The 10,811-nt window shown below is 41.2% G+C and carries 5 protein-coding genes and 2 pseudogenes; 6 read left to right on the forward strand and 1 reads right to left on the reverse strand.

What is annotated here, in order from left to right; all coding sequences use genetic code 11:
* From MF4642_RS15660 to MF4642_RS15675, 4 genes are all read left to right on the forward strand, one after another.
* Positions 1-3,703 (forward strand): beta strand repeat-containing protein (locus MF4642_RS15660; protein ID WP_078426795.1); only part of this gene is annotated, 3,703 nt, incomplete at its 5' end.
* A 98-nt stretch (positions 3,704-3,801) separates the two neighbouring features.
* On the forward strand, positions 3,802-5,193 hold the full coding sequence (locus tag MF4642_RS15665) for a TolC family outer membrane protein (protein WP_078426798.1): 1,392 nt from the start codon (positions 3,802-3,804) through the stop codon (positions 5,191-5,193).
* 168 nt (positions 5,194-5,361) lie between these two features.
* Positions 5,362-7,497: a type I secretion system permease/ATPase gene (locus MF4642_RS15670; protein WP_078426796.1), complete on the forward strand. Its 2,136-nt coding sequence runs from the start codon at positions 5,362-5,364 to the stop codon at positions 7,495-7,497.
* Positions 7,494-8,933 (forward strand): HlyD family type I secretion periplasmic adaptor subunit, encoded by a 1,440-nt coding sequence (locus MF4642_RS15675; protein WP_004732699.1) that lies wholly within the window; start codon positions 7,494-7,496, stop codon positions 8,931-8,933. Before MF4642_RS15670 ends, MF4642_RS15675 begins: the two co-directional genes overlap by 4 nt.
* A 128-nt stretch (positions 8,934-9,061) precedes the next feature.
* Here MF4642_RS15675 and MF4642_RS15680 read toward each other — a convergent pair whose 3' ends face one another.
* Positions 9,062-9,679, reverse strand: a complete 618-nt coding sequence (locus MF4642_RS15680; RefSeq protein WP_078426797.1) for a CAP domain-containing protein — start codon at positions 9,677-9,679, stop codon at positions 9,062-9,064.
* Positions 9,680-9,814: 135 nt separating this feature from the next.
* Between MF4642_RS15680 and MF4642_RS15685 the strand changes: the two are divergent.
* A pseudogene (locus MF4642_RS15685) lies at positions 9,815-10,249 on the forward strand (helix-turn-helix domain-containing protein); the annotation flags it as partial.
* Between the two features lie 84 nt (positions 10,250-10,333).
* A pseudogene (locus MF4642_RS15690) lies at positions 10,334-10,686 on the forward strand (helix-turn-helix domain-containing protein); the annotation flags it as partial.
* Between the last annotated feature and the right edge of the window lie 125 nt (positions 10,687-10,811).

The raw sequence follows: 10,811 nt of genomic DNA on the forward strand, positions 1-10,811 counted from the left end.
GTATGAAGTATTTACGGTCAGCTTAAGCAATCCAAGTTCAGGTCCGATCGTATTTAACCCAACGCTGAGCAATGGCACAGCGATCGTGGGCACCGATACCGGCACGGCATTGGAATACAACAACGGCACGAGCTGGGTTGCAGTTCCAGTTGGCGGAATCACTTTCGCTGCAGGACAAACCTCAGTACAAGTACGCGTAGCAGTGACCGATGACAACATCGATGAAGCGAACGAAACCTTCAACCTGACTGCGACCGTGACCAGTGGCACCACAGCGAATACAAGTGCGACCGGTGTAGGTACGATCGTGGATAACGATCCAGCCCCAACGATTTCAGTCAACAACGTGACGGCAACCGAAGGCACTGATCTGTATGAAGTATTTACGGTCAGCTTAAGCAATCCAAGTTCAGGTCCGATCGTATTTAACCCAACGCTGAGCAATGGCACAGCGATCGTGGGCACCGATACCGGCACGGCATTGGAATACAACAACGGCACGAGCTGGGTTGCAGTTCCAGTTGGCGGAATCACTTTCGCTGCAGGACAAACCTCAGTACAAGTACGCGTAGCAGTGACCGATGACAACATCGATGAAGTGAACGAAACCTTCAATCTGACTGCGACAGTGACCAGCGGCACGACTGCGAACACCAGTGCAGTAGGCGTAGGAACGATTGTCGATAACGATCCAGCACCTGTTCTTAACATTTCGGGACCTGCAACCATCAATGAAACTGCGGGTACGGCAACGTATACCGTTACTTTGACCGGTAACACAAGCTTACCTGTAACTGTTAATTACGCTACGACAAATGGTACTGCTACCTCAGGAACAGATTACACAAGTACATCGGGGACATTAACTTTTGCTGTAGGTGAAACGAGCAAAACAATTACTGTTCCAATATTGAATGACTTTAAAGTTGAGAATTCAGAAAATTATACAATTTCATTGAGTTCTCCTTCGAATGCTACAATCAATACGGGTAGTGTCTCTACATCAATTATTGATGATGATGTTGCACCGCATGTCGATTTAGATGCGAATAATAGTGCTGGTGTTATTGGCGATGATTACCGCACATTCTATACCGTGGGTGGAGGTCTTCCAGTTTCGATCGGAGATATTGACACCACAGTGACAGATGCGAATGTTCCAGTTGGTACAGATGCAACCACTAAACATATTAAGAGTGCGACTGTTGAATTAACCAATGCTCAAACTGGCGATAGTTTTAACTTCGGTACATTACCGAGCGGTATTACGGCAAGTAAGACTGGCAACATTATTACTTTAACTTCAACCGATCCAAATGGTTCGACTTTAGATGCTTTTGAAAGCGCAATTAAAGCTGTTACATTCGCAGCGGATGCCAATACACCAAATGCAACGGTAGATCGAATTGTTAAAGTGAATGTTACGGATATCGGTGATAACGTTAGTAATAATGCATTTACAAGCATTACCGTGAATGTCATCCAAGCACCAGGTACACCAGGTTCTCCAGTGAATAATGGTGACAATACATTAATAGGTGGAGATGGTGATGACGTATTACTCGGAGATGCGGGTGGTGTAAAAACCGTTCTCCAAGCTGGCACAAACTATAACATAGCCTTCATTCTCGATGTATCGGGCAGTATGGCATTTGATCTAGATCAAGGGTCTGGCACTTCCCAAGAACGCTTGAATTTATTGAAAGATGGCTTAAAACAGTATATTCAAAATACCGTTTTACCATTTGCCGCCAAAGCAGGTACAGTAGATGGTGGTCACATCAATATTGCATTGATTAAATTCGCAGGTTTAGCAGAAACTAGCTTAACGATTAGTATTGCAGATGTTGTCAATGGCGATTGGACAGCATTAGAGGCGACAATTAATAGCTTGGTTGCTAGTGGTGGTACTAATTATGAAGCTGCTTTTAACCAAGCAGAACGGTGGTTTAAAGGTTTATCTACGGGAGCAAATGATACGACTGCTGGTACCGATGCAACTGATAGAGCATCAACAAATGCCGATGGTACGGCGATTGCAGGTTACAAGAACTTAACTTTCTTTATTACCGACGGTAACCCGACCTTGTATATGAATGGTAATACTGAGATAAATGGTAGTGGTGGTAGCATCGGAAACGAGAACCAAAATGCAGCAGCGTTTAACACTCTTCTCACTCAGTCTAAGAGTACGTTTGATCATGGTTATAATTTAACTAGTGGTAATGCTGGCATAGGCTCAATTAGTTCTGTCGCAGCAATTGGGCTAGGTATTGGAGTTAAAAAACCGTGGCTTCAAATGTTTGATAATACGGATAGTATTGGCAATATTACGATTGATGTAGGAACGCAGAATGTATCGGGTGTAAATGTCACTGGTTCGTCAGCACCTACACCCAACCCTATCGCTAACTTTGACAATGCAACGGGTAATAATGCCCCAAGTGCTTGGGTGGCAAGTGCTGATGCCGCCGCTGCTACGCGAGCTTCAAATAAACTTGTGCTTGTAGATACTACACAAGGGAATGGCATAGCTGCGGTGTACCAAGGCCCGAGTTTTGTTGTAACAGGAAGTAATACCTTTGTATCTTTTGAATATGGTCGTAGTAATTGGGTTGCTGGTGATGCCTTCACTTGGAAATTACAACGCCAAAATAGTGGCGTTTGGGAAACTGTTGAAGTGGGTTCAAATGCTGCATCGAATGACCATGCTCCATCGGGAACTAATTCTACAGGGCTCTTTATGCAATCAGGTATCTTGCTTGCGGGAACATATCGTTTGCAGTTTGAGGTGGAGGATAATTCTGGTACGGGTACAGGTGACTATGTTGTGAGAATTGATAATGTCCAACTCAATACCAGTGCGGGAGCGGACACTATTACAACGACAGGCGGTCAACCTGATATTGTCTTAACCGCAGATCAATTCCAATATGCTTTAGAGGCTGGTGGACTATTTGCAACCCTAACGCCTGTTGGTAATGACAAACTGTTTGGTGGTAATGGAAATGATGTCATGTTTGGCGATACCATCAATACGGATTGGTTGGACTGGACAGGCCGTAATTTGGATGCAGCCAATCAGCCAGATGCCGCAGGTTCAGGTATGGCAGCATTAAAAGAGTATTTAAGTCTCAGTCCATCTGATTATACCTTGGTGAACGCAGGTTTAGGTGTACAAGCTATTGATTTGTATAACTACATTAAAGCGGAATCGAATACCACAACGGGCATCAGCCGTTTTAATGCGACAGCAGACACACGTGGCGGAAATGACGTGCTTGATGGTGGTGCGGGTAATGACATTTTGTATGGTCAAGGTGGTAATGACATTTTAATCGGCGGAGCAGGAAATGATATTCTGTTTGGTGGTACAGGCGCAGATACCTTTGTTTGGGGTAAATCGCTAAATACTACGACAGGTAATCTCGTAACCAACGGTACCAATGATGCTGATGGATCTACAGACATTATCAAAGACTTTAGCCTTGCTCAAGGAGACAAAGTTGATGCCAAAGCATTGTTGGATGCATTAGGTTGGAATGGAACTATAGGTACATTAAGCCAATTTGTAACAGTGAGTGGAAATACCATTGATATTCATAATGTAGCAGATACATTAAGCGTCAATATTGTGGTTGAAGGTCAAACATTTACTGATTTAAATGACATGATTACTAAAACCAATTTCCAAACAACATAACCTAGATAGAGGGTGGAATAATTTCACCCTCTATTTTGCTTAAAAAACTGATGTCCGCATTAAACATATACCACATGCTTTTGAAAGAGGGGAAACCTGTGAAAAAATTAACATTAACTAAAATCGCAATGCTCATAGCAGCGAGTGCAGTGATGAATGTTTCAGCAGCAGACTTAACATCTGTGACTAAAACTGCCATTGAAAATAACCCAGAAATACAAACACAATGGTTTAGCTTCCTTGAAGCAACAGCAAATCAAAAACAAGCACGCGCTGGCTATTTACCGTCGTTAGATTTGAATGCAGCTTACGGCAAAGGCAACCGTGAATTCGATGGTGATCGTGGTTGGTTCAATCAAGGTCAGGCAGAAATTGCATTAACTCAAGTTTTGTTCGATGGTTTTCGTATTAAAAGCAAAGTTGAACAAGGCGATTATGCTGCGCTAAAACGTTATTACGATTTGAATGCAGGTATTGAACAAAAAGCACTTGAAGCAACTCAAGCATATTTAGATGTACAGCGTTATCGCGAACTGGTTGGTTTGGCAGAAGGAAATTTTGCCAATCATCAACGTGTTTATAATCAAGTATTACAACGTACCAATCAGGGTGTAGGTAATAGAGCAGATTTGTCACAAATCACAGGTCGTTTATCACTTGCTCAAACCAACTTGATGACTGAACAGGCCAACTTAAATGATGTATCTGCACGTTTTGCACGAATTGTTGGGGTGGAGCCAAGTAGTAATCTTGCGCCAGTAAGTGTGAATGTGGCACTGCCAAACAACACACAAGAATTGATTACCTCTGCGTATAACAATAACAACAGCTTAAAAGCTGCGTTAAGTGAAATGCAATATGCGCGTGCGAGTGCTCAAGAATTTAAAGCCAATATGTACCCGAAACTTTCGTTTGTGGCGCGTACAGGTTTATATCAAAACCGTAATAGTTTTGATGAGCGTAGCAATCCCGATAACGATAAATACGGGCAAGATAGCGCAGTTGAATTAAGACTCAACTACAATCTATTTAATGGTTTTGCAGACAGAGCAGCCATGAATGCTGCCAATGCACGTGTTTCATTATCTAATGATTTGAAAAACAAAGCATGTGTCGATATTCGCCAAACATCAACTGTGGCTTATAACAATGTGAATAACTACAGCAGCCAGTTACAATGGTTACAACGTCATCGTGATGAATCGGCTTCAGTTGTAAAAGCATATAACGATCAGTTTGATATTGGTCGTCGTACATTACTTGATGTTTTAGACTCGGAAAATGAAGCATTCCAAGCCAACCGTGCTTATGTAACTACGCAATATGACTTGAAAGTTGCACAATTCCAAACACTGTATAGCATGGGTCAATTATTGCCTGCGCTCGGTATTCAACGTGATAATTTACCTGCTGTATCAGACGTGAGTCAGCGTGAAATTAATGCTGCAAATGTTTGTTCTGCGAATGTGCAAGCACAAGTGGCTGAATAATGATCTGATGAATTAAAAATAGGGTGCAACGTGCACCCTATTTTACTTGTAAATATACATTTTATATAAGAGAAGTTCTTGTTATTGAACAATTGGAAGCAATACATTAACTCATCTGCAAGTTTAAGTTCAAAAGAATCAAAATACATTTTGACCTATGGTGAATAAGTGACAACACAAATATTTGATCCTTTAGCGTTATGCCTCATTCGGGTCGCTAAAGATTATGAGGTAAGTATTACGCAAGAAGGGCTGCTTTCGGGTTTACCTTTGCCGAATGGCTTGCTGATTCCTCACTTTGTAGCACGTGCTGCAGATCGTGTGAGTTTAAGCAGTAATATAGTGCAGCAAGGTTTAGCACAGTTAAATCACTTTGTGTTTCCTGCAATTTTATTGTTAAAAAATAATACTGCGTGTGTGTTGTATCGAATTGATCATGAACAGCAACTAGCAACCGTTTATTTTCCAGAATTGGCCGATACCGTTAAACAAATTCCAATTGCGGAATTGCAAGCGCAGTATGTCGGTTCAGTGATTTATTTACAGCAACGTCAGTTTATTGTCGATAACAAACTGAAAATGGAAAAAAATCAGCAACACTGGTTTTGGCGTGTAATTCGTGAACACCGTTCAATTTATAAAGATATTTTGCTCGGTGCATTATTCATCAATATTTTCGCCTTATGTTCTCCATTTTTTGTCATGAACGTTTATGACCGAGTGGTACCGAACCATGCCTTAGATACGTTATGGGTTTTGGCACTCGGCATCATGATTATTATTACCGCCGATTTTGTTTTAAAGTTAGGACGCAGTTATTTTGTCGATTTAGCTGCGACGCGTGCAGACAATAAACTATCTGCTTATATCATGGAAAAAGTGCTTGGTCGTCGCATGGAGCAGAATAATATGTCGGTTGGTATGACGGCATCAAATATTCAATCCTATGAATCGATTCGTTCATTTACCAGTTCATTGACTGTTGTTTCCTTAGTCGATCTGCCGTTTTTTGTATTGTTCCTTGCGGTCATTTGTATCATTTCATGGGTGTTTGTGATTCCGCTGCTCATTGCAGCATTTATCATTTTATTGCACGCGTTGTCAGTGCATGTCAATTTGAAAAAATTATCTGATGCGATGGCAGAAGCTTCACAACAACGTCAAGCCTTGTTAATTGAAACTTTAAACAATGAAGAAACCATTAAGAGTTTTAATGCTAACGGTCGTATGCAAGCTTTGTGGGAAAAAGCCACCCGTTTTACCGTGCATTATTCTGCAAAGTTACGTTTTTTGGGTGGAACGGTTGGAAACTTTGCGTCATGGGTTCAACAAACCGTTGGCGTGGTCATTATCATCATCGGGGTTTACTTGATTGTTGAAGGCAAGCTCACGCAAGGCGCACTCATTGCCTGTTATATGATTTCGACTCGTGCGTTGGCCCCAATTGCACAGGTTGCAGGCTTACTTACTCAATATTATCAAGCGTCAAGTGCATTAAATTTATTGAACAAAACAGTTGAAGCGGAACAAGAGCGAGAAAATCTAAAAGGTTGGGTCAGTCATACCAATCTTATTGGTAATATTGAATTTAAAAATGTCAGTTTGCGCTATCCGAATGAGTCACGTTCAGCTTTGGAAGATATTACATTATCGATTCGCGCAGGTGAAAAAGTGGCGATATTGGGTAAAGTCGGTTCTGGTAAAAGCTCGATTGAAAAAATATTATTGTCACTTTATCGACCTACAGAGGGTACGGTATTTATTGATCAAACCAATATTGCACAGATTGATCCTGCGGAATTACGCAACCAAATTGGTTATATTCCACAAGACATCGACTTATTGAATGGTACGGTGTTGTCGAATATTGTGTTGGGCAATCCACATGTCAGCCGAACGGTTTTGGAACAAAGTTTAGTCATTTCGGGTTTAGGGCAGATTCTAAAAGCACATGAAGATGGTTTGTCTTTGCAAGTCGGTGAGCGAGGGCACAAACTGTCGGGTGGGCAACGTCAAGCAATCGCAGTTGCACGTGCAATTGCTCAAAATGCGAAAATTTTGATTTTCGATGAGCCGACCAGTGCCATGGATACGCCATTGGAAAATCATGTGATTCATCATTTAAAACAATACATGACAGCCCAACACACCTTGATCTTGGTCACGCATAAACCTGCGTTATTGGCTTTGGTCGATCGAATTATCATTCTTGAAGATGGCAAAGTCATTGCAAATGGCGAGAAAGAAACTGTCTTGAAAGCGATGTTTCCTCAACAAGAAAAAACTGTAGGAGTAACGTCGTGAGCGAAGAACAAAATAAAACCAATCGCGAGAAATTATTTCAAGGTGTAGGTAAAAGTATCGAAAACTCTGAAAAGGTGATGAATCCTATTTTCGGTCGTTTGCGTTTATTTAAACAATATCAACCTGCCGATGCAAATGATTGGCAGCGACAGGTTAAGGAAGTCACACAATCACAAAAACCACTCAAGACACGAATGACCCTTTATATTATTGTGGTGACTTTTGTCTGCCTGTTGCTTTGGGCAGGTTTTGCCAAAGTCGATGAAATTACTCGTGGTGAAGGAAAAGTGATTCCATCTCAACAGATGCAAGTGATTCAATCGGTTGATGGTGGCGTGGTTGAAAAGGTGTATGTGCAGGAAGGTGAGCACGTCAAAAAAGGCGATCTATTGATTCGTATTGACCCGACACGGTTCACCTCAAATTTGAATGAAGTTAATGCCAAGATTTTTGCCTTGCAAACCAAAGTTAGACGTTTAAGTGCACAATTAAATGGCTCGGGCTATACCTCAGGCAGTGTCCCTGCGGGGGTTTCACCTGATGCAGCTGCAATCATTATGGCGCAAGAAAGCCAATATTATGCAGAAAGTCTGCGTGAACTGAGTCAAAGAACCATGACCAATCAAGGCACGGTTTCGACCCGTCAACAGGAGTCACAACGGGCGCAAGCTGCGCTCGGCCAAGCCGAAAGAGCATATCAAATTGCGGTGCGGGAGTTAAATACCACAAGACCGTTGTTAAAGACGGGTGCAGTGTCAGAAATGGATATTTTGCGCCTTGAACGTGACGTATCGAATGCCGATGGCGAACGCAAACAGGCGGCAGCGAATTTAAGAGCTACGCAGGCATCTATTGGGGAAGCGCAATCACGCACTTCTGAGGCTGCGGTGAGTTTAAAAAATCAATGGCGCAATGAACTGGCAGAAGCGCAAGCTCAGCTAGTGAGTTTAAAGGAAAGTATTTCAGGCGTGGCAGATCGAGTAAAAACCACAGATATTCGTTCACCGACCAATGGTATCGTGCAGAAAATTTTCTTTAATACCATCGGTGGGGTGGTGAAACCGAGTGATCAAGTCGCGGAAATCGTACCTTTAGATGGACAATTGATTGTTGAAGCAAAAGTGTCTCCGAAAGATATTGCTTTTGTACGACCAGATTTGCCTGCGGTGATTAAATTTACGGCCTATGATTTTTCAATCTATGGCGGAATGAATGCGAAAGTAAAACATATTAGCCCAGACACATTTACCGATGAAAAAGGCAATATGTTTTATATCGTCCGTGCAGTGACAGACAAACCAACTTTCGGTAAAGGATTGTCTGTGATTCCAGGGATGACGGTTCAATTGGATATTATGACAGGTAAGAAAACAATTCTTTCTTATTTACTTAAACCAATTTTAAAAGCGAAAAACAATGCCTTAACCGAGCGTTAAGTCGAATAAACGTCATCAATCTATTAAAAATCCTTCTTTTAAAAAGAGGGATTTTTAATTTATAAAGCAGATTTTATAAGTGTTAATTTCAGTTTTTACCCGATCAAATAAAGATCTTGTACTCGGTTTTAGTTTTTCCCGCTACCAAAGTGTTGCACCCAGTATGTTCGATGGGTTGTAGGATTTCGGCTACATGCGATCGCATAATCTTTAAATTGCGGTTTCATTAAGTTATCGCAATGTCCTGGGCTTAATGCCAGCCAATTTTCAAGAACTTGTTTAAGGTTGGTTTGACCTGTTGCTAGATTTTCACCCCCACCGCCTTTATACCCTGTTTTTTTAATACGGAATCTAAGATTTTCACCTCCACGCCCGACATGACTTAAAATCTGACGTTGTGAAATATCCTGTGCATGCGCAGTTGAGCTCATCTGTAATTGATTATTCCATTTTAATGAATGAGTTGCCGGGTAGGCAATTTTTCCACATTGTTGGGAGTGATTTCGAATTTCATTAATGGCATTTAAAACTGCTTGCTGAAACTGTGGATTTTGAATGTCATCACAAGAGATTTTGTCAAAAGAGGCTAAAGTCTGTTGAGGATTTTTTTGAGTGGGTATCGTTGTTGATTTTGCAATGGTTTTATTTGATTGATGCTGCAAAGGCTGTTGTGGTTGTGAATTTGAACATCCATGTAGTAAAAAGTATAGACTGCATATAAAAGAATGATAAGCAATATTTTTCATAGTGCACCTCTAGCAAATTTTTTTATTCATCAGATGTATTAGTTCAGACTTGATCGGACATAACTCTTGAAAAAGAGAAAGTTACCCATTTTGATAAAGGTGTCGAAATCTTAATCAAACAAAGGTAACTTTCTTATGTTGCATACTAACAATCAAATCATTAAACACAAAGTAGGTCTGCTCAATTTAGCTGAAGTGCTTCAGAATGTATCTAGAGCGTGTAAAGTGATGGGTGTCTCTAGAGATACTTTTCATCGCTATCAGGAGCTAGTACAGTCTGGTGACATGGATGCATTGATCAATAAATCCCGTCGAGTACCTAATCTAAAAAATCGTGTAGATGATGCTACAGAACTAGCAGTCATTGATTTCGCAACTCAGTATCCAGCTTATGGGCAGCATCGTACTAGTAACGAATTACGCAAGAAGGGTGTATTTGTTTCAGGTAGCGGTGTTCGCTCTATTTGGTTACGCTATGATTTAGAGAACTTTAAGAAGCGTTTGAAAGCACTCGCAGCTAAAGTGGCACAGGATGGTATCGAATTAAATGATCATCAGATTGCTGCTGTTAGCGACAGTGTAAAAATGACCCCCTAACGGCATTTAAAAACTGACCCCCTTGGTTAATATAGCGGTCATTTTGGACTGCTCAACATGTTAACTTTGGAGCAAGCAGTGACAATACAAATTCTTCATCAACAGGGTAAATCTATTAAAGCCATTAGTCGTGAACTGAGGGTGTCTCGAAATACCGTGCGTAAATATTTACGGCAGAAGGAAACACCTCAGTATCGGCGTACACAACCTAGAACAAGTATTCTTAATCCATATAAACCCTATTTACTCCAACGTGTAAATGCAGCACATCCTGAATGGATTCCTGCCGCTGTGCTCTATCAGGAAATTTTAGGGTTGGGATATCCAGGAAAGATCAGGATCTTGAGGGAATATCTTGCAACATTAAAACCAGTTGCCAAACTGGAAAACCAGTCATTCGTTTTGAAACGGCTTTGTTGCACAAACCTATCTGTAAAGGGTTTTTCAGCGATATAATTTTCAAATGAAGAAGCCTACACACAAAATCTACCGCACAACCAATTGGCCCGCATATAACCGAGCACTCATGAGTCGC

Origin of the sequence: Acinetobacter sp. MF4642 (genome assembly GCF_002018925.1) — a bacterium.
Classification (GTDB): domain Bacteria; phylum Pseudomonadota; class Gammaproteobacteria; order Pseudomonadales; family Moraxellaceae; genus Acinetobacter; species Acinetobacter johnsonii.

Coding starts and splice junctions, on each gene's coding strand:
- MF4642_RS15680 (WP_078426797.1), bottom strand. CDS start 9,679: ATGAAAAATATTGCTTATCATTCTTTTATATGCAGTCTATACTTTTTA.